This window comes from Neobacillus sp. B24 (genome assembly GCF_055381825.1).
Genome location: NZ_AP035777.1, coordinates 5,303,343 through 5,323,849 on the forward strand (window position 1 = coordinate 5,303,343; position 20,507 = coordinate 5,323,849).

A 20,507-nucleotide genomic window follows, 5' to 3' on the forward strand; every position below is an offset into this window, starting at 1 on the left:
CAAATCCTATAATACTTCCAGTATCGCCTTTGCCACACCGCTGTTTTCATTGGTGTCGGTGACCATATCACACATCGTTTTAATGACCGGGCTGGCATTCCCCATTGCCACCGCGCGGCCAACCTTTTCAAACATTGACACATCGTTAAAATTGTCGCCGATTGCCATTGTCTCATCGAGGCCAATCCCGTTTGCACCCACAAACGCCTCAAGGGCGATACCTTTTTGCGCATCCTTGTGAGTAATTTCAATATTTTCTTCACCTGATTTTGTCACTGACAATTCCGTAAACCCATTTAGCGAACCTTGAGCAGCAGCCAGCTTTTCCTCGTCAAACGAGAACGCCAAAAACTTGTAGATTTTGTATTCATTACTATCAAACAGCACACCATAATTATCTACAGGATGAATCAAGTTATCGCGAAGTCTCGCACCCGCTGCATGTTCAACCACCGCGCGATCTGCTTCTGGATTGGCAGTCAGTACAATGTCTACCATGATTGAAACAGCCTTATCGGTATCCACAGTGAACGCACCTTTATCGGTATATACTTCAAAATACACATCACTTTTCGCTAGCTGTGCTGCGACATCTCTGGCAACAGCTTTATCAATTGGCGTTGCCGAAATGATCCCGCCATCGCGCCCGCGGACCTCTGCGCCATTGACGCAAATTAACGGACAAATTAACCCCGCCTCATCCAGCACATAGGTTGCCTCCTGATAGGCCCGGCCGGTTGCCACGACCACCTCTACTCCCTCAGCCTGCGCCTTTAGAATGGCCTGTTTGTTTTCTTCACTGATGGTCTGCATCGCGTTTAATAATGTCCCATCCATATCTGTTGCAATACATTTAATCATAATGGTCTCCTTTAGTTTCATTCATTAGTGCCATTCTATCATGAATAGTGTTTTTGCTCACGCCAGATACTTGCTGCCCTCCCTGACACTTAACGGCGCCAGCTGCGTGCCAGCAATAAACTTTTTAACCGAGGCCGGATTAGTCTTTGAGTATTCCCGTAACGCCCAGCCAATCGCTTTTTGAATAAAAAAATCCTTGCTGTCCGCGTTTTGTACTATGTATCGATAAAGCAGCTCCTCATCCGTCTGTCTCTTGTATTTTAATTGAAAAAGAATAGCCGCCCGCCGCAGCCACATATATTCGTTAACCGCCCAACCGTCAATACTCTCCTTAATAACCTCATGATAACGTGCTGCAATCCCCCCAACAGGCTTTGGTGCAATTGCATCAACACTATCCCACCACGACTTTGTTCTGATCAGTTGTTCCATAAATGGCAGGTCTGCCTTTTGCAGCTTCTTTGACGATTTTTCAAGATAAACAAGAGCCGTATATTGATATTCCCGTTCCTCCTTTTGCCAAAGGGTCCACACAAAGTCTTGCTGAAACTGTTCCTTCAAGATTCCAGTCTCTTTGAAAAATTGCTTTTCCAGTTGTGCCCGCAGCGGCTTTTTTATCCCCAGAAACGGAAAATGATTTTTCATATATCTCTCCATCGGTCCGGCATTTTCTTCATTTCGATTGCTTTCAAACAAGTCTGTTAAGATATCAATTGCTTCCGTCATCGCTACCACCTCTTCCTTTTATTGTAAAAAATACGGAGCGCATAAACAATCCCCCCAATGCCAAACTATTAATTAGAAAAAGGAGGGATTCCCTAATGACGAAAAAGTACAATAAAGGCAGCGCCAACCAAAATTCGCCTACAGCTGGGCATGCAGAGGCGGAATTCGGCACAGAGTTTGTGAGCGGTGATAACAGCAAGGGCAATAAACGGAATAAAGACCAGCAAAGCAAGACAAATCCACATAAATAGACAAGTGCCGGGGGACTTTCCACCCGGCACGATTATTTTTAACCTTTTACCCCAGCTAGCAAATTTATTTCCTCAGCAATATTAGCATGAATTTTATCGACAATTTCGAAATTCATTGCGGAAACGTAAATTTGCTCCAGCTCATCGTGCAGTTCCTTTGCCTTGGCGAGCCAGCTTGTTGCTTCGTTCATCTTGTTGCGATACTTGGCAGAAATTTTACTGATGATATCGGCAAAAATATCATCGGTTCCCGGTTCAATTAAAATCTCATACATATCAATGATTTCATCGCCGTCCCTGCTCGGGAAATATTCATGCGGCGCCGTACTGTCAAAAATCGCAATCCCCAGTTCCCGGAAAATCAGCATATCCAAGCTATTCGGGTCAAAACCGCAATGGTAGACTTCCGTATCGACTCCGCGCGCCTCAGCAGCTGCGGCCAATTTTTTCAGCATTGTCGATTTTCCGGAACCAGGACGTCCTTTAATAAAATAACGCTTTGGAATCTCTTCCGTTAGATTTGGTACAAAGTCAACCGCACCCTTTGGTGTAGCCGCTCCTAGAAAACGGTGGCGAACATCCGGCTTCTTATTCAACTTCATTTTTCCAAAAAACGAATCAATCAACTTGTTTGTCAGTTGGTCGGCCTTTTGAAAATCCATGCTGTTGATATAGATTTTTTCCCAATCATCATGGACCTCGAGCGCCTCTTTAAAGGTTGCGTAGGCATTGGCGAAGGCGGCGCTGATTTGCTCCGTCAGCCTTTGAATACTGTCTTTGTGGGCGGCAAGGGCCATCTTATCCCATGCTTCACCGAGATTGATATATTCCTCAACTGCTCCAGGTGCCTTCGGTTCAATCACATGCGGCGCTGTGCCGTCGACTATGCCGACCTTTAAGGCCGGAATCAGCACCCCATCAATAGAATTATTGTCTGACGAGCAATGGAGAAATTCAATATTATATCCCTTTTCCAGCCACTCGTTGCCAATTTTCTTCATTAGCGAGGACTTCCCGGTTCCTGGTCCGCCTTTTAAAATGAACAAGCGGTCAAGCCCCTGCAAATTGGAATCATACAAGTTGTGAAAGCCCTTGGCGGTATTGCCGCCGGCGAAGTAGTTTTTCACTTTTCCTGCCATTCATCAACACTCCCTTTTTAAGCAACTTTGCCTCTGTTGTGTAGTCATGCAAAGTTTCATATATGTCATTTGCAAAGATTATGGTCACATTATCTTATGCATCAGGAGTCTGTAGGTGAATGCCCATGAAAAAATCTATTTTATTCGCGCGGGGTTGGCAGATCTATTTGATGACGTCAACGAATTCTGCCCCGGTGACTGCTTGCAATTGAGCTGGTTCCAACACGATTTGCATACCGATTTTTCCGGCACTGACAACCATGGTGTCAAGCTCTTGGCAGCTTTCATCGAGGAAGGTCTTGTATTGCTTTTTCATGCCTAATGGTGAGCAGCCGCCGCGGATGTAGCCGGTCCACTTTTGAATATCCTTTACCGGAAGCATTTCCAAGTTCTTTTCCCCGGCAGCTTTGGCTGCCTTTTTCAGATTTAACTCCTCAGCAACGGGGATAACAAACACATAAAGCGCTTTGCTCGCTCCTTGGGTAACAAGTGTTTTGTAAACTTCCCTTGGATCTTTACCGACTTTTCCCGCAACCGATACCCCATCGATTTTTCCATCTTTATTTTCGTAGGTAAGGACCTCATATTGGATCTTCTGCGTGTCAAGAATCCGCATTGCATTCGTTTTGGCATGGGCCATGGTGATCATCCTTCTGTTTTTGTATTTATTTTATCAAAAATAGGAAACCTTTTTACAGTTTGGGAGTACCTTGTTGGTTTATTGGTCGATTTCTCGCGTTTTCTGGTCAGTTTTATTAATTTTCTGGTCTCTTTTTATTGTTTTCTGGTCCCTTTTTGTATTTTTCTGGTCGATTTTCACACTTTTCTGGTCGATTGGAAATTTACCGGCGATTTCACCCATGTTACCGGCGAATTGCAGTAGTTTACCGGCGAATTTTTCAATTTACCGGCGGTTCCGTACTTATTACCGGCGATTTTCTCCGCTTTACCGGCAAACACAAAAAGGTGTCAGGCACCATGATGATATGCCTAACACCCTTTTGGGGGAACGTTTTTTAAAAATCAAACAGCACCTTATGCAGGGCATCATAAGCATTGACATATCCTGCCCCGACTTCCCATGATTCGTAGCCTGGCATGTTGGTAGCGGTATTCTGAAGCACCTGCTTAATTTGGTCAGGTGTCAGCGTTGGGTCAGCTTCAAGCATAAGCGCCACAATTCCAGCCACATGAGGTGTTGCCATCGAGGTACCACTCATCGTTGTATAAAATGGCAAATACTGCGGCTCAATAAGCCCAATATCGGACGTCAGACCCAAAGTTGCAACGGGACCAAGCACTCGGGTGGAAATAATATCGACCCCTGGGGCGGTAATCGAAGGCTCATCCTTCCATGTCCAGGTCCGGCCATCCATCTCAAATGTGCCGCCGACACCTTTTGTACCGCGGGAGGAGAAGTCCGCCAAGCTGCCTTCCTTATCTCCCGCAGCAACGGAAATGACCCACGGGGCCTTGGCATAAGGGTTATGGGTGTTTTCAGCCGGTCCTTCATTTCCCGCGGCAAAAAGCACCGTAATTCCGTTATCATAGGCCGCCTTACTTGCTAGATTAATAGGATCATTGGGGTCGAACTCGCCCGAGGATCCCCAAGAATTGTTAATAACACGAATATTGTATTTTTCTTTATTAGCAATCGCATAATCAAAACCGCCAATACCGTCTAGTACTAGAAGGGCTGCACCGGAACCGTAGCCAACCAGGTTGGCACCAGGGGCAACGCCTTCATATTTACCACCAGACATTTCACCCGTTCCACCAATGATCCCAGCCACATGGGTGCCATGTCCCGAATTGGAATCGGTATTGGGGACATTTTCAATATATTTAATCGGCACAAGACCGCCTGTTAGATTGCTTAAATTTACACTTGCCAGCACATTCTGCACCAGGTGACTGCCAAACTTTATATCACCATGAAGGCCGTCAACTCCGCTGTCATTGATGACCACTCCAACACCTTTACCGGTTATCGGCAGGCCGCCGTTTGCCTGGGTCATCGCAGCATCGGCGCGCGCCCTATCAACGCCGGTCATCGCCGTTGCATCGGCATTATAATATGTAAGCTTTTTATTTAAATAGATTGATTTTACACCAGGTGTGGCAGCAAGTTTATTAATCTGGTCCTTTGTCGCCAGCAAACCTGCAATTGGCAAAGCCTTCATCGAAATTGCTTTGGTAATCCCCAGCTTTTCCAACAAATTTAGGTTATCTTTAGTAGGAGGGCCGTCTCCTTCAAAAGTTACAACCACTTGTACCGGCTGTGTTGTTGTTTTTAATACCTTCACAAGATCCAAATCTAGTACTGCGGGAATTACCTCTGCTTTAGCCTCTGGTAGATTTGGCAGCACCAACGAGAATAGTAAAGCAAAAATAAGAAGTCCTGAAAGCCACTTTTTCATATCCAAACCCCTCTCACAATTGGTATATATCCCATTTTCCGGGAATATGCCAGAAAACACCATTCGCCAAAAGGAGTAATATTAATGAATATCGGTACTAACTTTCCCTCATACCGAGGATATACCTCCGTAGACGAGCCAAAACAAAAACCAGGCACAAAGCACCCGGTTCCATCTCCTCCTAAACAAGAGTTTATTATTAAATAATAGAAATGTCCGCCCCACGTGGACAAAAGGGCGAATTTGTCTTTTTGTGGTGCCTGACACCAATACCACCATTCCCACTATTGCCACATTGCCACATTACATTACGTCAATGGCACCAGTTGGTTTTGTACGGCGTAGATGACGACCTGCGACCGGCTTTTAACACCTAGTTTTTTGAAGATGTTGCTGACGTGAATTTTGACGGTTTTGTCGCTGATGAATAGGGTTTGGGCGATTTCTTTGTTGTTCATGCCCTTGACCAAGCACAACAGTACTTCTTTTTCCCGCTCGGTCAGCATCGAGTCTGCCGGTTTTTCTTCCTCAACCACCTCCGGCTTAGGCTGCATGAAACCCAAAAACTTCTTGGTCATACTTGGATGGATCACCGATTGGCCATTTGCCACTGCGCGAATCGCATCGACAACATGTTGAGACGGCGCATCCTTTAGTAAATAGCCATCGGCCCCCTCACGAATCGCCGACATAAAATACTCGTCATGGTCAAACATCGTTAAGATTAAGACTTTTATCGATGGATATTGCTTTTTAATCACACTGGTTGCTTCAATCCCGTTCTTTTCGGGAATATTGATATCCATTAAAATGACGTCCGGCATCGCTTCCTTTACCCTGGCGATTGCATCGTTGCCATTGACCGCCTCAGCAATCACATCAATATCCGACTCCATTTCCAAAATGTTTTTCAAACCGTCCCGCAGCACGGCATGGTCATCGACTAGCATAAGCTTGATCATGTATTTCTCCCCCTTCAATCCCCATTCTTGGAACCGTTAACGTAATTTCCGTTCCAGCCCCCTCACGGCTGTCGACCTGAAGCATCGCGTGAATCTTCTCCGCTGCTTCATTCATATGTAGTATCCCAAAATGCGGATGCTCGCGCGCTTTTATCATTGCCTGAAACAGCGAAAAACCGTTACCATTATCCTTCACCTTTAACATCACATTCTCTTTTTGAAAGCTTAGCAGTATATCAATTTTTGACGCCTCTGCGTGCTTAAGGGCATTCTGCACACTTTCCTGACATATATCAAAAATAATTTTTTCGACCATTGAGCTTAATTGAAACTCTGGCCCGCGGGTCTCAAGACAAATTTCCAGATTGTGTTCGCGGCGGAGCATGTTAATCTTGGCAGTGATTGCGGCCAGCAGACCGACCCGCTCAGTTGGATATGGCCTCAAAGCATAAATCGATTCCCGCACCTCTTTTAAGCTTTTTCTCAGCTTCCCTGTGCTTTCCACCATCAGCCGGAGTGAATCTTCAGGCACCTTGGTAAACTTCCGCTGCGCCGTTTCCAAGTTCATAATCGCACCGGCAAGCGACTGGGCAACGCCATCGTGGATATCCCGGGCAATCCGGTTTCTTTCCTCCAATATCAGCCGCTTCTCCTGCTCTGCAAACAGCCAGCGCGTTTTAATCAGAACCGCAAGCTGGTTGGCCAGCGTTGCCGCCGAGCGGTAGTCCTCTTCACCAAAACTTCTTGTCCGGACACGGCCAAGGACAAACAATCCAACTAATTCTTTTTCAATAATTAATGGGGCATACAATAAGGAGCCGACTTCCTCTGTAAAAAAATCACCTGCAGGTCCGGCTTCTATTTTCGTATTTTCATAGACTTTTACCCCTGTGATATGTTCGAAAGCAGAGGCGGTTTCCCCGGATAATTCCGAGCCCATCACAACCGGACCTTCGCCAAAGCTAAACACCCAGCCGGTCGGTCGCCGCTTCCACAATATCCAAGCATCGACATCAATAAATTCTTGAAGATTATTGGCTAAAAAGGTAACCCAATCGGGAGCGGCAATTTTTTTATTTAACTCGGAGGAAATGCTGAACAATGCCTTCAGCTTCGCCCTCTCCCGCTTTAAATTGGCGATTATTGAGCTTAGCAAAGCAAAGCAGACTAGCGGCGAAAAGAAGAAAAAAAAGGTAAATACGTCAACTTGGCCGCGATTTTGATTGCCCAACACATAAAAAAGCACGAGATAGACGGCAGAAATCAGAAAACTGTTCAGCTCCTGGAGCGTCTTTCGCTTCCAGACCCTAATAGGATAATTCTGCGGCCGGATCCACAGCACGAAGTCAACAATCAAGTTATTAATCAAGTAATAGGGGATAATCACAAGGCCAACATGAATAAGACCCTGCAAGACTTTAGAAACACCCTCGAGAGGCAGCATCGGATCCAGCCATTGGCCCGCCATATGGGCCACAAAGAAACTGATCATGTGCATGGCCGGGTTAAACAAAATAATTCGCAGCGGACGACGCCCAATAATATTAACAGCGGCAACAATAATCCCGTAAAAAACGAGCGTATTCGCAACCCCATCAATAACATAAATGACGTAAACGAGCGCAAACGAAATGGTAACTGTACCATTCCAGACCGGTAACGGGAAATACTCTACAATAAATAGGAATAGTATCAATAACGCGAAAATTAACGGATCATGTGGGACCGATAACTGCGTCAGGCCAGCTTGAAGAAAAACCCATCCGCCAGCAAATGTTATCAGCCCTAAAAATTGCCGCGACAGCCTCTCTTTCTTTTGCAAAATGCCTGAACTACTCATGGCAACGACCCCTTTATTTCCGTTACGGATTACTAAATTTTCAGTTAATTACAGTGTAAAGGATATCTTCATTGAAAACAATCTGGGAGAATCCTTCCTCCCAAAACATATGCAAAAAATAAAAACCCAGACCGGTCTAATGCACCACACTGACCGGACTGGATCACCAAACATGGTATGGTATGGTTTGGTATACAATATTATGTCATAATCACCTTCCTATTTTCTATTTGGCAAAAGCATTATTCTTGCGATACTACCTTAGTACTAGAATCAAATTGGCACAAAATTAACCAAATTCTGTCACTCAATTGTCACTCTATCAAACCATAATTATTGTAAACTAAAATTAACAAAGGATTTACAATTTACCTTTTTGACGTTGACAACGGAATTTATGTGAAATACATCACAAACTACAAAGTCCTTTAAATAAACATTTTTTATAAGAGGTGGTTCATAATGAAATATGATTTGGTGCTGCTCCACGCTCCGAGTGTGTATGATTTTCGAAAAAATGCCCTGCTTGCCGGCCCGATAAGTGATGTTGTGCCATCATCACCTGTGTTTGAGATGTATCCAATCGGCTTGACCAGCATTGCAGACTATTTAGAGGGCTATGGGCTCAGGGTAAAAATAATCAATATTGCCAACCGCATGTTGATGAGCGAAAACTTTGATGTCGAGAAAAAATTGAAGAATATTAAAACCCGGGCATTCGGTATCGATTTGCACTGGCTGCCGCACGCCCATGGCAGCATCGAGCTGGCCAAAATCGTCAAGAATCTCCATCCGGAAACACCGGTTATTTTTGGGGGATTATCCTCCACCTACTATCATAAGGAGTTAATTGACTATCCGTTTATCGACTTTGTCATGCGCGGCGATTCAACGGAAAAACTCATGCTCCTGCTGATGAACAAATTGGAAACAGGCAACACTCACTACGCCGATATTCCAAACCTGACTTGGAAAAAAGGCAATGAAATTGGTTATAACTCGATTACTTACGTACCAAAGGATTTGGATGATATTGATGTTCCCGGCTACAGGTATACAGTCCGTTCCGTGTTCAAATACAGGAATTTCCTTGACCCGCTTCCTTACAATGGCTGGCTGCAATATCCAAACACAGCGCTGCTTACCGCTCGCGGCTGTACGCAAAACTGCCTGATCTGCGGCGGCTCCAGGGAAGCCTATGACCAAAACTGTAACCGCAACTCACTGGCACTGCGGTCACCGGAAAAACTGGTGGAGGACATTCAATTTATTTCCCGGTTCAGCCGGGCTCCGATTTTTATCCTGCATGATTTGCGCCAGGGCGGACGAGAATATGTCAATGAATTTTTCTGCCGCTTGAAAAAGTTGAATCTGAAAAACGAAATGGTATTTGAATTGTTCCAGTATGCCGATGAGGAGTATTTTAGAAAAATTGAGGACAGTGTTCCGCACTATAGCATTGAAATTACCTTGGAAACCCATGATGAAAAAATCAGACGCTATAATGGGAAATTCAGCTGTACAAACGAAAAAGTGATTGATACGTTAAACTTTGCATTAAAGCATAGCTGTAAAAAAATCGACTTGTTCTTTATGGTTGGAATTCCGGACCAGACATACGCAAGTTCTGTCGAGAACATTGACTTCTGCGAAGATATTCATCTTGCCTGCAATCGGGACCCTAGGATTTTCTATTTTGTCGCGCCGCTTGCGCCGTTCCTTGACCCGGCGAGCCCGGCATTTGAGCATCCGGAAATCCATGGCTACAAAAAATTCTGCCATACGCTCGAAGATCATCGCAAGGCGATCACCCAGCCATCATGGAAGCATATGCTCAGCTATGAGACCAAGCACATGACCCGGGACGATATTGTAAATGCCACCTATGAAGCTGCCTATAAACTGAACGACTTTAAATTAAAATACGGTCTGATTGACACTGCAGGCTATGAAGATATAAAAGAAAAAATAAAAAAATCGCAGGCTTATATCGAGAAAATTGACCATATTCTCTCCCTCCCAGAGGCAGAGCAGGCTGCGGAACTAGCCATCCTGCAAAAGGAAATACAAGAGTTGAATCAATACAGCATTTGCGGCAAGAACGAGCTGAAATGGGAAGTCCAGAAAAACTACGCCAATTTCTTCTCACTCGCCATGGTGGGACTGGAGCAGTTGTGCGTTGAATATAAAAATAAACTTAAACATTCATTAAGTCCAAAACTTCGCTATCAGTTTAAGCTTGAACCGGAACGGCAAAAAGTGAAAATGTAAATGAGAAAGAGGCTGTCTCATGCAGCCTCTTTTCGCTTTAATGCCCGCCAAGGTAGGCATTCCTAATTTGGTCACTTTGCCCCAACTCTTCGGCAGTACCACTTGCCACGATTTTCCCCGTCTCGATCACATAAGCGCGGTTGGCGATGGACAATGCCATGTTGGCATTCTGCTCGACCAGCAGAATCGTTGTGCCAGTTTGATTGATTTCCTCAATGATTTTAAAGATTGTTTTAACGAGCAGCGGCGCTAGACCCATCGACGGCTCGTCCAACAGCAGTAATCGCGGGCGTGCCATTAACGCGCGGCCCATCGCGAGCATTTGCTGCTCACCACCGGAAAGTGTGCCTGACAGCTGCTTGCGGCGTTCTTGAAGCCGAGGGAACAGTTCAAAAACCTTTTCGAAGTCCTCTCGGATCCCCTGTTTATCCTTGCGTAAATATGCGCCAAGCTCCAAATTTTCCTCAACCGACATATTGGCAAACACGCGGCGGCCTTCAGGAACATGGGAAATGCCCCGTTTCACGATGAGCTGCGGCACTTTTCCAGCCATATGCTCACTTTCAAATAATATTTCACCCGTCTTTGGCTTTAATAGCCCGGAAATCGTTTTAAGCAGTGTGCTTTTACCTGCCCCATTGGCACCAATCAAGGTCACAATCTCGCCCGGATTGATGTCGAGGGAAACTCCCTTTAATGCATGAATAGCTCCATAATAGACATTGATATCATTGATTTTTAGCATGTTAGGAAACCTCCTCGCCGAGATATGCTTCGATGACTTTAGGATTATTTCTGATTTCTTCAGGAGTCCCCTGGGCAATTAATTGACCGTGGTCAAGCACATAAATTCGTTCACAAACACCCATGACAAGATTCATATCATGCTCAATTAATAGAATCGTTAGCGAGAATTTTTCACGAATTAGGGCAATTAGATTCATCAACTCTTCCGTTTCCTGCGGATTCATTCCGGCAGCCGGCTCATCAAGCAGCAGCAATCGTGGATTGGCCGCCAACGCCCGGGCAATTTCAAGGCGGCGCTGCTGGCCGTACGGCAGATTTTTCGCCTGCTCATGGAGCACATTGTCGAGCTTGAAAATTTTTAAAAACTCAATTGCCTTTTCCTCCATTTCCTTTTCACCCGAGAAATGGGAAGGAAGGCGGAAAATCGAGCTGACGATTGAATGCTTGGCCTGTGAATGATAGGCCACCTTTACGTTATCCAAAACCGATAAATCGTTGAACAAGCGGATGTTTTGGAACGTCCGGCTGATCCCTTTTTTAGTAATTTTATAGGGGGCCAGTCCATTTAATTTCGCACCGTCCAGTGATATGCTTCCCTCAGTTGGAACATAAACCCCGGTTAACAGGTTGAAAAAAGTTGTTTTTCCAGCTCCGTTCGGGCCAATCAACCCGACCAACTCTCCTTCCAAGAGTTCCAAATCCACTTCAGAAACAGCCTTTAATCCGCCAAATCGGATGCCAGCATTGTCAACTTTAAGCAACGGTGTTTTTGTCGACATCATGGTTCCCTCCTTTAGCGGCTTTGCCAATTTTCAAGAAGGCAGTAATTTCTTTTGTCCCCATCAATCCCTGCGGGCGGAATAGCATCATGGCCACGAGCACAAGGCTGTAAATGACCATCCGGACCTCTGGATAACTGGAGAGGAAGGTAGAAATGATGGTTAGCAGAATCGCGGCAATAATCGAACCTGACATACTGCCTAAACCGCCAAGAACAACGAGTATTAATATATCAAATGACTTTAAAAAGCCGAAGTTAACTGGCTGAATGATATAGAAGTTATGGGCATGCAGAGCTCCTGCAACCCCTGCAAAAAATGCACCAATAATAAAGGCCATTACTTTATAATACGTCGTATTGATTCCCATCGCGTCAGCGGCAATTTCATTTTCCCGAATCGAGATACATGCCCGGCCATGAGTTGAATTCGTAAAGTTGGCAATGACAATAATCGTAATCAGCACACAGGCAAACAGCCATGGCCAGGTAATCAAGTGGGAGACTGTCATCCCGCTCGCTCCGTTAACATAGTCCATGTTTAAGAATACAATCCTCATGATTTCCCCAAAGCCTAAAGTAGCAATCGCTAGATAGTCACCTCTAAGCCTTAAGGTAGGAATTCCAATAACCACACCAGCAATTGCTGCGGCGACACCTGCTGCTAGGATTGCCACTGAAAACGGAAGACCTAATTTCATCGTTACAACCGCTGACATATATGCACCGACAGCAAGGAACCCGGCATGTCCAATCGAAAATTGACCAGTAATCCCGATAATTAGGTGTAAGCTGACTGCTAGGATAATATTAATTCCAATTGAAAACAATGTATTTATATAAAAAGAGTTTAAAATGCCCCCGTTAATCAGAAACTGAACCACAACCGCAAAAACAACGGCCAATACGATGGATGTCCAAAAAAACTTTGCTTGTTTCACATTTTTGCCCATCTCAGCTGCGCACCTCCCTAAACCTTTTCCCGGACATTTTTACCAAACAGTCCGGCAGGTCGGAAAATTAGAATCAAAATTAACACGACAAAAGCAACGCCATCACGCCATAACGAGAATCCGGCGGCGCTGACAAGAGACTCAATGACGCCTAATACCAATCCGCCAACCATTGCACCCGGGATAATGCCAATTCCGCCCAATACCGCGGCAACGAATGCTTTAAGGCCCGGAATAATCCCCATCAATGGTTCAATTTTTGTATAATATATGCCAAAAATAACTCCGGCTGCTCCAGCAAGTGCCGAACCGATGGCAAATGTAGCCGAAATTGTGTTGTTCACGTTAATTCCCATCAATCTTGCCGCATCCATATCATGTGAAACCGCGCGCATCGCTTTGCCAATTTTCGTCTTGTGAACAATAAATTGCAGTATAATCATTAAAGCAAGCGATACTCCTAAAATCAGCAATGACTGGCCGCTGATTTTAACACCGAATAGCTCTATACTCTTCAACTGAATAATATTGTTTGGATACGCTTCCGGCTGGGCACCGCGGACATAGATCGTTCCGTACTCGATAAATAATGAGACACCAATTGCCGTGATCAAGGCGGCGATTCTTGTCGCATTTCTCAGCGGCTTGTAAGCAATCCTTTCAATTAATACTCCGAAGATGGCACAGGCCGCCATTGATAAGAGCAAGCTTGGGAACAGCCCTAAATCAAGAATAGTAATAGAATAAAAACCGATAAATGCACCGACCATGAATACGTCCCCATGGGCGAAGTTAATGAGTTTGACAATGCCGTATACCATTGTGTAACCAAGGGCAATCAGCGCATAAATACTGCCCAGGGACACGCCGTTTACCAGCTGCTGTATGATTTGCTCCATGTCCGAACACTCCTTAAAAAGGCTTTAAAAACAAACAGGGAGAACCTGCGCTCTCCCTATTCAAATTATTAAAATTGTCTAGCTCCAGCACCTGGTCAAGGCGCTTTCGCTTTTCTATTATGGATTTACCTTTGTATTAAATTGCTGCTCACCGTTCTTGTACTCAAGAATTACAGCGGATTTGATTGGATCGTGATTCTTATCCAGCTTCATTTTACCGGTTACCAACTGAAGTCCATCTGTTTCAGCAAGCGCCTTTTGAATCTTCTTGGAATCACCGCCGCCAGCACGCTTGATGGCATCAGCAAGGAAATAGGCTGTATCATAACCTAAAGCATTGAATGCGTCAGGAGATTTGCCATCGTACTTTTTCTTGAATGCTTCAACAAATTTTTGAACGTCCTTATCAGAATCCCCAGAAGAATAGTGGTTTGTAATAAATGTATTGTTCAAAGCGTCCTTGCCGGCAAGGTCAACAAGTGTTGGAGAATCCCAGCCGTCAGCACCCATCAATGGTACATCGAGACCTAAGGCACGAGCCTGCTTCACGATTAGACCCACTTCTTCATAATAGCCCGGAATAAAGACGAAATCCGGGTTTTTCCCTTTGATGTTGGTTAACTGGGCATTGAAGTCAGTGTCTTTTGCTACATATGCTTCCTCAGAGATCACTTTGCCGCCTTCTTTAGCAAATTGCTTTTTGAAGGAATCAGCCAAGCCTTTTGAATAATCACTTGAGCTGTCAATGAAAATCGCAGCCGTTTTAACCTTTAATTCCTTGGCAGCAAAGTTTGCAGCAACTGTGCCTTGGAATGGGTCAATGAAGCAAGTACGGAATACGAAATCATTCAATTTGCCGTCTTTTACGGTTACGTCAGCTGCTGTTCCAGTTGGCGTAATCAATGGAATGCCATTGCTTTGTGCAATTTCAATCTGAGCCTTTGTGTTACCGCTCGTTGCCGAACCAATAATCGCAACAACTTTATCCTGGCTGATTAGCTTGGTTGCACCGTTAATCGCTTCTGGAGCTTCCGACTTGTTATCAAATGAAACCAGCTTTAACTTTTTGCCATCAATGCCTTCTTTGTTGATTTCTTCAAGCGCTAAATCAACACCTTGCTTGATCGATGAACCATAAGATGCCACACCACCGGACAATTCAAGGTTAGAACCGATAATAATGTCGCCGCCCTTGTCCCCACTTCCACCAGTTTCTGCTGAACCACAGGCTGCCAACACCCCCGCCGTTAACATGAACGACGCAAAAATACCAGCTAATTTTTTCTTTTTCATTGCCTTACCCCCCGTTTTTATAAAAATTTCCCAAACAAAGTTGTCCTACTGTTCCTAAAAGAGATAATATTCTGAAAACATTGTACATAATAATTCTGGGTTCGTCTAGTATTTAGTTGTGTTATTTCAAAATAATTTAAAAAATAATAAATTCTGTACTTTACCAAAATTTTAATATGGTATTCCGTTAAAGTGAATAAGAATTTACTTTTACTTTTTATAAAAAAACAGGCTATGAAATATTTTGTCTAAATATGATTGTTTTCCCCGTAAGCAAAAAAGAGACCCCAAAAATCAGGAATCTCTTAGCTAATAATATTATGCTAATTCTTGTCGTTTCGTTTCTTTTCCCAAAATGAACACAGTGAACGCTCCAATTAACACGGCAACACAGAAGATGGTAAAGATGATGGAAACGTCCGTCTTCTGTGCCACAAGATAGCCGACCAACAGCGGTCCCAACACACCGCCAATCCTTCCCACAGCAGCAGCCATACCAGATCCGGTGCCGCGGATGAGGGTTGGATATTGCTCAGGCGTATACGCATAAAGCCCGCCCCAGGCGCCAAGATTGAAGAAGGATAACAGGATGCCTGAAGTCATCAGCAGTGCTGTAGATTCCGCCGTGCCAAAGAAATAGGCGCTGACAGCTGTTCCAATTAAGTAAACCACCAGCACAAATTTTCGGCCGAATCTCTCAATGCACCAAGCAGCCGTAAAATAGCCAGGCAGCTGCGCCACGGTCATAATCAGCACATACTCAAAGCTCTTAATCAAACTGAAACCCTTCATGACCATTACGCTTGGCAGCCACAGAAACATACCGTAATAGGAAAAGACGACACAGAACCAGACAATCCATAATGTCGCTGTCTGGCGGGCATATTCCTTTGACCATAAGCTGGCAAGATTTTTAAACACAGAAACCTTTTCTTTCTCCTTGATTGCGGCAAAACGCGGCGAATCGGGCAGGCCGACCCGTAAATAGAGCGCATAAAGGGCAGGTGTCGCACTAAGCAGCAATGCAATTTCCCATCCATACTTAGGGATAATAAAGTAGGAAATAACCGCAGCAATCAGCCAGCCGCCTGCCCAGAAGCTTTCCAGCAGCACAACCGTTTTGCCTCGTTTTTCAGCGGGGACAATTTCCGAGACGAGCGTCGAGGCAACGGGAAGCTCACCACCGAGACCCATTCCGACCAAAAACCGTAAGATTAGAAACACAGTTAGCCCGGTAGCAAATGCCGATGCACCGCTTCCTATTGAAAACAACAACAAAGTAATGATAAATACATGCTTGCGGCCAATTTTATCCGCCATTAATCCGAAAATGAACGCCCCGACGGCCATCCCAATGGAATTGATACTGCCAATCCAGCCCATTTGCCCTGGAGTCAAGTTCCATTCTTTCTGCAATGCCGCAATAATGAATGACAGCATGCCGACATCCATTGCGTCGAACATCCAGCCCATCCCGGCAATACCGAGCAGTTTCCTTTCTGAAAAGCCCGACTTACGGCCGGCATTGGCACCATATAGTTTCCCGCCTGAGATACTATTTGTATTGTCCATAACATCCTCCCTGTTAAAATACCTATTACCATTATTCCTCTTTTATAGAAATAATATTTTATCTAGTATTCTAACAGGTGTCTTTACAGTTGTCACAATATAAAAAATAGAATGCGGGCTTAAGCCTCCGCATTCTTAAATTGACTGGAAAACATTTGATAGTATTTCGCTTGTTTAGCCATCAATTCTTCATGGCTGCCTGTTTCGACAATTTCTCCATGGTCAATGACCATGATGCAGTCGGCATCACGGATTGTATTCAGGCGATGGGCAATGATAAAACTCGTCCGCTCCCTCATCAAGGCTAGCAGCGCCTTTTGAATATGAAGCTCTGTTCTCGTATCAATGCTGCTTGTCGCTTCATCCAAAATCAAGAGCGATGGCTTCGCCAGCATCACCCGGGCAATCGCCAGCAGCTGGCGTTCCCCCTGACTCAAGTTCCCGCCATTCTCTGCAAGAACCGTCTCATATTGGCGCGGCAGCCGCTTAATGAACAAATCAGCTCCCGCCATCATTGCTGCCTGCTCTACTTCTTCGTCGGTTGCTTCCGGTTTTCCGTATTTAATATTTTCCTTGATCGTCCCGGAAAACAAATACGTATCTTGAAGAACAAAGCCAAAGCAGCGCCTTAGGCTGTCGCGGGTATAATCGCGGATATCGCGGCCATCCAACAGAATCCGGCCGCCAGTGACATCGTAAAACCGAGTCAGCAGATTAACGATTGTCGTTTTCCCTGCTCCGGTTGGCCCAACTAAAGCTGTGCTTGAGCCAACCTCCGCTTCAAAGCTGATATTTTTTAAAATGGACACATCATTTCGATAGCCAAAGCTGACGTTTTCAAACACAACATGGCCGCGAGGATTTGTTAGTGTCACGGCAGTTGGCGAGTCAACCGGCTCTTCCTCTTCGTCGATAATATCAAAAACCCGTTCAGCGCCGGCAACACCAGACTGCAAGATATTAAAGATGTTGGCCAGGTCATTCAACGGTCTGACAAATTGCCGTGAGTAGGTGATAAAACTGGCAATCGCCCCAACAGTTATGTGGCCTTTTACCGCAAGGAGGCCGCCGACAACAGCCACTACTGTGAAACCAAGGTTATTGATCACGTTCATGATTGGCATCAAAAAGCCTGACCAAATTTGCGCCTTGAGGCCGACCTCACGCAGCCTTGTGTTAACATTTTCAAATTCCTCCATCACCTTGTCCTCGTGGTTGAAGGCCTTGACTACTTCAATGCCGGAAATACTCTCCTCAATATGGCCATTTAGTTTACCAAGCTGCTGCTGTTGATTTTTAAATAGGACACTCGTCCGCTTGGCAATCGTCCGGGTCAGTAAAAACACAAGCGGCACGGTTATCATGCTGGCCAACGTTAGAATTGGGCTTAAAATTATCATCATGATTAATGACCCGGCAATCACGATGACCCCGGACATTAGCTGCGTGGTCGATTGGGATATCGTATTGCTGACATTGTCAACATCATTGGATAAGCGGCTCATCAGCTCCCCATGCGTGCGCGAGTCAAAAAACGAGACCGGTAACTTCTGCAATTTTTTAAACAGGGAATCCCGTAAACTCTTCACAATCCGTTGGGCGACGCCAGCCATCAGCCAGCCCTGCAAAAAGGTGAGGGCGGCATCAGCGAGATAGGCAGCAGCCAGGATGACAATCATGACTTCCAAAAAACTAAAATCCACCTTGCCAGAACGAAGGCTCATGGCATCGATGGCTTTTCCGATTAAATAGGGATTCATCAGCATAATGATGGAATCTACTAAAATAAACAGTAAAATCAGCGTCAGCATGTTTCGCTCTTTGCCGAAATAGTCCCAAAGCCGCTTTAAGGTTGCTTTAAAATTTCTCGGCTTGATAACCGGGCCGCGATGGTGGGCACCGCCTGGCCTCAGCGGCGGCGGTCCGGGAGGAGTAGTTTGTGCCTGCTGGTTTGCCTTCGTCATTTAAAGCGCCTCCTGTTGTCCCATTTGCGAACGATAGATTTCCTGATAGACACTGCAATCCCTCATTAACTCTTGGTGTGTGCCAATTCCCGCCACTTCACCTCGATCAAGAACGACAATTTTATCGGCATCGATAATGGAAGAGATACGCTGGGCAATCAGGATGCAGGTTAGCCCGTTCGCATATTTCTTTAACGCCGCCTTCATCTTTGCTTCGGTGGCTACGTCAACCGCACTTGTACTGTCATCAAGTATCAAAATTTCCGGTTTTTTCACCAGGGCTCGGGCAATCGAAAGCCGCTGCTTTTGGCCGCCGGAGAAATTGACGCCACCCTGGCCAATCCTCGTTTGATATCCTTCCGGTGAAGCTGTAATAAACTCATCAGCGCAGGCCATTGCTGCTGCTGCTTCCATTTCTTGTTGAGTGGCATCTTCCTTACCCCAGCGGATATTTTCAGCCACCGTGCCGGTAAACAGTACATTTTTCTGCGGCACGAAGGCAATTTTTTCGCGTAGAAGTTTTGGATTTACATTTTTCACATCTTCACCGTCTACCATAATACTTCCGCCTGTAACATCATAAAAGCGAGGGATCAAACCGACGAGGGTGGTTTTTCCCGAGCCAGTTGACCCGATGAGGCCGACCGTTTCACCGGGGTGAATCGATAGATTGATATCTTTTAAGACAGGCTCACTCCCTGCAGCGTCATAGGAAAAAGAAACATGTTGAAATTGAATGCTGCCTTTTTCACTGAAGGTGCTTAGGCTTTCATCCCAGGTCAGCCGGGTTTCTTCGGCAAATACTTCCCCGATTCTGCCAGCCGAGGCCTTAGCCCTGACAAACATCGTAAACACCATCGAGATCATCATTAAGGAAAACAGTATCTGTGTCATATAGTTGATAAACGCAATGACATGGCCGACTTGAATAGTACCAGTATTGACGCCGAGGCCGCCGAGCCATAGCACGACAACAATTCCAAGGTTGACTGTCAGCATGATCACTGGGCTGAATATCGCCATTAACCGGTTTGCTCCAACCGATTCCTCTTTAAAGTGCTCGTTGGACCTTGAAAATTTGGCCATTTCAACATCAAAGCGATTAAACGCCTTTACGACGCGTACACCTGACAGGTATTCGCGCATAACCCTGTTAACCCGGTCCAATGCCTGTTGCACCTTAAAGAACTTCGGAAAGCCCAGCTTTAAATTAAAGACAATAAGGACAGCCACAATTGGCACGACGACTGCGAGGACAACCGCAAGGTGAAGATTGAGTCTTGCTGCCATAATCAAGCCGCCAATTGCAAGCAACGGTGCCTTGACGAATATCCGCATTAGTCCATTAACAAAGATTTGCACCTGCGTAACATCGTTCGTTAAGCGAGTAATTAATGACGCACGGTCAAAATGATCGAGATTGCGAAACGACAGTGATTGAATCTTTTTAAACAGATCGGACCTAAGTTCGGTACCGAAATTTTGTGACACAATACTGGCCATGATACTTCTGGTTGAAGCTGCTCCGGCGCCAATCGCGGTAATTAACAGCATGACTCCGCCCATTTTCAGCACATAATCAATATCTCTGCCTGCTACCCCATCATCAACAATGATCGCCATTACCGTCGGCTGCAGCAGGTCACAGACTGCCTCAACTGTTAGAAACAGGACCGCCACGATAAACGACTTCCAATATTTTTTTATGTATTTGGTTAAATAGCCCATAAGGATGCCCCCAGTTCAGCCTGCCTGACAATTTGAATAAACCTATTATAATTTCGCTAGCTTAAAAACTACAATTAATTTAATTCGAAAAGCGAAAAATCGG

17 protein-coding genes are annotated in these 20,507 nt (G+C 45.2%); 2 read left to right on the forward strand and 15 right to left on the reverse strand.

Features of this window, described 5'->3' with window-relative positions; translation table 11 throughout:
* Positions 1-6: 6 nt before the first annotated feature.
* Positions 7-861, reverse strand: a complete 855-nt coding sequence (locus ACZ43M_RS26095) for a Cof-type HAD-IIB family hydrolase (protein ID WP_464505422.1) — start codon at positions 859-861, stop codon at positions 7-9.
* Positions 862-918: 57 nt separating this feature from the next.
* The gene (locus ACZ43M_RS26100) at positions 919-1,587 is read right to left on the reverse strand and encodes a DNA alkylation repair protein (RefSeq protein ID WP_464505423.1); all 669 of its coding nucleotides are present in this window, start codon (positions 1,585-1,587) and stop codon (positions 919-921) included.
* Positions 1,588-1,682: 95 nt separating this feature from the next.
* Between ACZ43M_RS26100 and ACZ43M_RS26105 the strand changes: the two genes are divergently transcribed.
* Positions 1,683-1,838 carry a hypothetical protein gene (locus ACZ43M_RS26105; RefSeq protein ID WP_464505424.1) on the forward strand — a complete coding sequence of 52 codons (156 nt, stop codon included), beginning with the start codon at positions 1,683-1,685 and terminating at the stop codon, positions 1,836-1,838.
* Positions 1,839-1,876: 38 nt separating this feature from the next.
* Here the strand turns inward: ACZ43M_RS26105 and ACZ43M_RS26110 are convergent, their stop codons facing one another.
* The 5 genes from ACZ43M_RS26110 to ACZ43M_RS26130 all read right to left on the reverse strand — a co-directional run bounded on the left by ACZ43M_RS26110 (position 1,877) and on the right by ACZ43M_RS26130 (position 8,199).
* On the reverse strand, positions 1,877-2,977 hold the full coding sequence (locus ACZ43M_RS26110; protein ID WP_464505425.1) for a PRK06851 family protein: 1,101 nt from the start codon (positions 2,975-2,977) through the stop codon (positions 1,877-1,879).
* 163 nt (positions 2,978-3,140) lie between these two features.
* Positions 3,141-3,617 (reverse strand): Cys-tRNA(Pro) deacylase, encoded by a 477-nt coding sequence (gene ybaK / locus ACZ43M_RS26115; protein ID WP_464505426.1) that lies wholly within the window; start codon positions 3,615-3,617, stop codon positions 3,141-3,143.
* Between the two features lie 376 nt (positions 3,618-3,993).
* A complete protein-coding gene (locus ACZ43M_RS26120) occupies positions 3,994-5,397 on the reverse strand; it encodes a S8 family serine peptidase (RefSeq protein WP_464505427.1) in 1,404 nt (467 codons plus the stop codon).
* 308 nt (positions 5,398-5,705) lie between these two features.
* Positions 5,706-6,359: a response regulator gene (locus ACZ43M_RS26125; protein WP_464505428.1), complete on the reverse strand. Its 654-nt coding sequence runs from the start codon at positions 6,357-6,359 to the stop codon at positions 5,706-5,708.
* Complete coding sequence (locus ACZ43M_RS26130) at positions 6,334-8,199, reverse strand: GAF domain-containing sensor histidine kinase (RefSeq protein ID WP_464505429.1); 1,866 nt, start codon at positions 8,197-8,199, stop codon at positions 6,334-6,336. The genes ACZ43M_RS26125 and ACZ43M_RS26130 overlap by 26 nt, the downstream gene beginning before the upstream one ends.
* Positions 8,200-8,661: 462 nt before the next feature.
* Between ACZ43M_RS26130 and ACZ43M_RS26135 the strand changes: the two genes are divergently transcribed.
* Entirely contained in the window at positions 8,662-10,470 is a 1,809-nt protein-coding gene (locus ACZ43M_RS26135) for a TIGR04190 family B12-binding domain/radical SAM domain protein (protein WP_464505430.1), read from the forward strand.
* Positions 10,471-10,507: 37 nt separating this feature from the next.
* Here ACZ43M_RS26135 and ACZ43M_RS26140 read toward each other — a convergent pair whose 3' ends face one another.
* The 8 genes from ACZ43M_RS26140 to ACZ43M_RS26175 all read right to left on the reverse strand — a co-directional run bounded on the left by ACZ43M_RS26140 (position 10,508) and on the right by ACZ43M_RS26175 (position 20,404).
* Entirely contained in the window at positions 10,508-11,215 is a 708-nt protein-coding gene (locus ACZ43M_RS26140) for an ABC transporter ATP-binding protein (RefSeq protein WP_464505431.1), read from the reverse strand.
* 1 nt (position 11,216) lies between these two features.
* Entirely contained in the window at positions 11,217-11,996 is a 780-nt protein-coding gene (locus ACZ43M_RS26145) for an ABC transporter ATP-binding protein (protein WP_464508121.1), read from the reverse strand.
* The gene (locus ACZ43M_RS26150; protein WP_464505432.1) at positions 11,971-12,948 is read right to left on the reverse strand and encodes a branched-chain amino acid ABC transporter permease; all 978 of its coding nucleotides are present in this window, start codon (positions 12,946-12,948) and stop codon (positions 11,971-11,973) included. The genes ACZ43M_RS26145 and ACZ43M_RS26150 overlap by 26 nt, the downstream gene beginning before the upstream one ends.
* Before the next feature lie 17 nt (positions 12,949-12,965).
* A complete protein-coding gene (locus tag ACZ43M_RS26155) occupies positions 12,966-13,847 on the reverse strand; it encodes a branched-chain amino acid ABC transporter permease (protein WP_464505433.1) in 882 nt (293 codons plus the stop codon).
* 117 nt (positions 13,848-13,964) lie between these two features.
* Positions 13,965-15,140, reverse strand: coding sequence for an ABC transporter substrate-binding protein (locus ACZ43M_RS26160; protein ID WP_464505434.1), 1,176 nt, complete (start codon positions 15,138-15,140; stop codon positions 13,965-13,967).
* Positions 15,141-15,458: 318 nt separating this feature from the next.
* Positions 15,459-16,613 (reverse strand): MFS transporter, encoded by a 1,155-nt coding sequence (locus tag ACZ43M_RS26165; protein ID WP_464508122.1) that lies wholly within the window; start codon positions 16,611-16,613, stop codon positions 15,459-15,461.
* 218 nt (positions 16,614-16,831) lie between these two features.
* Positions 16,832-18,676: an ABC transporter ATP-binding protein gene (locus ACZ43M_RS26170; RefSeq protein WP_464505435.1), complete on the reverse strand. Its 1,845-nt coding sequence runs from the start codon at positions 18,674-18,676 to the stop codon at positions 16,832-16,834.
* On the reverse strand, positions 18,677-20,404 hold the full coding sequence (locus ACZ43M_RS26175; RefSeq protein ID WP_464505436.1) for an ABC transporter ATP-binding protein: 1,728 nt from the start codon (positions 20,402-20,404) through the stop codon (positions 18,677-18,679).
* Positions 20,405-20,507 lie beyond the last annotated feature (103 nt).

Coding starts and splice junctions, on each gene's coding strand:
- ACZ43M_RS26095 (WP_464505422.1), bottom strand. CDS start 861: ATGATTAAATGTATTGCAACAGATATGGATGGGACATTATTAAACGCG.
- ACZ43M_RS26100 (WP_464505423.1), bottom strand. CDS start 1,587: ATGACGGAAGCAATTGATATCTTAACAGACTTGTTTGAAAGCAATCGA.
- ACZ43M_RS26105 (WP_464505424.1), top strand. CDS start 1,683: ATGACGAAAAAGTACAATAAAGGCAGCGCCAACCAAAATTCGCCTACA.
- ACZ43M_RS26110 (WP_464505425.1), bottom strand. CDS start 2,977: ATGGCAGGAAAAGTGAAAAACTACTTCGCCGGCGGCAATACCGCCAAG.
- ybaK (WP_464505426.1), bottom strand. CDS start 3,617: ATGGCCCATGCCAAAACGAATGCAATGCGGATTCTTGACACGCAGAAG.
- ACZ43M_RS26120 (WP_464505427.1), bottom strand. CDS start 5,397: ATGAAAAAGTGGCTTTCAGGACTTCTTATTTTTGCTTTACTATTCTCG.
- ACZ43M_RS26125 (WP_464505428.1), bottom strand. CDS start 6,359: ATGATCAAGCTTATGCTAGTCGATGACCATGCCGTGCTGCGGGACGGT.
- ACZ43M_RS26130 (WP_464505429.1), bottom strand. CDS start 8,199: ATGAGTAGTTCAGGCATTTTGCAAAAGAAAGAGAGGCTGTCGCGGCAA.
- ACZ43M_RS26135 (WP_464505430.1), top strand. CDS start 8,662: ATGAAATATGATTTGGTGCTGCTCCACGCTCCGAGTGTGTATGATTTT.
- ACZ43M_RS26140 (WP_464505431.1), bottom strand. CDS start 11,215: ATGCTAAAAATCAATGATATCAATGTCTATTATGGAGCTATTCATGCA.
- ACZ43M_RS26145 (WP_464508121.1), bottom strand. CDS start 11,996: ATGTCGACAAAAACACCGTTGCTTAAAGTTGACAATGCTGGCATCCGA.
- ACZ43M_RS26150 (WP_464505432.1), bottom strand. CDS start 12,948: ATGGGCAAAAATGTGAAACAAGCAAAGTTTTTTTGGACATCCATCGTA.
- ACZ43M_RS26155 (WP_464505433.1), bottom strand. CDS start 13,847: ATGGAGCAAATCATACAGCAGCTGGTAAACGGCGTGTCCCTGGGCAGT.
- ACZ43M_RS26160 (WP_464505434.1), bottom strand. CDS start 15,140: ATGAAAAAGAAAAAATTAGCTGGTATTTTTGCGTCGTTCATGTTAACG.
- ACZ43M_RS26165 (WP_464508122.1), bottom strand. CDS start 16,613: ATGGGCTGGATGTTCGACGCAATGGATGTCGGCATGCTGTCATTCATT.
- ACZ43M_RS26170 (WP_464505435.1), bottom strand. CDS start 18,676: ATGACGAAGGCAAACCAGCAGGCACAAACTACTCCTCCCGGACCGCCG.
- ACZ43M_RS26175 (WP_464505436.1), bottom strand. CDS start 20,404: ATGGGCTATTTAACCAAATACATAAAAAAATATTGGAAGTCGTTTATC.